The organism is Psychrobacter piechaudii, from assembly GCF_900162825.1.
In the GTDB taxonomy this organism is placed as follows: domain Bacteria; phylum Pseudomonadota; class Gammaproteobacteria; order Pseudomonadales; family Moraxellaceae; genus Psychrobacter; species Psychrobacter piechaudii.
The window spans coordinates 1-929 of sequence record NZ_FUGE01000004.1 but is presented as its reverse complement, the minus strand read 5'-3'; the positions used below and the strand labels follow the sequence as shown (position 1 = coordinate 929).

Genomic DNA, 929 nt, shown 5'->3' with positions numbered 1-929 from the left:
CAGCAAAGAAATACTCACGCAAACCATCAATCAAAACATCCAAACCAATAGCAAACAAACTTTGCTGGGGTCGACCATGTTTCTTAAGCTTTCGTCTTTTAGGGTGTTGCTGTACAGTTTTAATCCCAATGCGATATGACCAACAAAATGCTAGCGCACAAACCGCCACTAACTTACTCACCCGATCCAACTGTGTAAGATGCGTATCTTCAAGATTAAACCCTCGTCCTTTAAAACAAGAAAACAAGGTTTCAATCTCCCAGCGTCTGCTATAAAGAGCCATAGCATCCGTATGATCTAAATTGTTGGTCGCTATGATGACATAATCGTTGTCAGCATCACGCTTTGCAAATAGACGAACTTTAACGCCATATACGGGAACAGCTCTGGCTAACATAAACGTTTCATGAGGGAATAGATGACGTAACAATGTCTTTATTTGTACCAATTTGCCCTGATGATTGGCTACTAGGGTGTTGTGTTTGATGCGAATGCAAAACTTTATTTGCTCTTTATTTAACCATTGAAACCACTCTTTGCCAACAAACTCTCTATCGGCTAATACATACTGTATTTTGTCTGCGCCAAAGGTGTTGATGAACTTTTGTATAAGCTCACATCTCTCATTACTATTGCTGTTACCTTTTTTATCAAGTAGGGTCCAGTATAAGGGAATAGCAATTCCTTGATGAACAACGCTGAGCAAAAAGATGTTAATGTTCTTTTTACCCCATTTCCAGTTGGTCCTGTCTATACTGATGATGACTTCGTCTAAGTCAAAGAGTTGATAGATGAATTTGGCTAACTGGTCTTGGTCTATGTCAACTTGTGCAAAGAAGCGTTGTAGCCGTCTGTAATTACTGTTTGTCCTACCTTTGACAAATCCTCTTGCTATTTGTTTGAGGTTACTACTTTGTACTTGTATTATC

At 39.1% G+C, this 929-nt stretch carries 1 protein-coding gene; it reads right to left on the bottom strand.

Annotated elements, in window-relative coordinates; genetic code table 11:
* A partial coding sequence (locus tag A1019T_RS00020) for an IS4 family transposase (RefSeq protein WP_244156476.1) occupies positions 1–895 on the bottom strand: 895 nt, incomplete at its 3' end.
* Positions 896–929 lie beyond the last annotated feature (34 nt).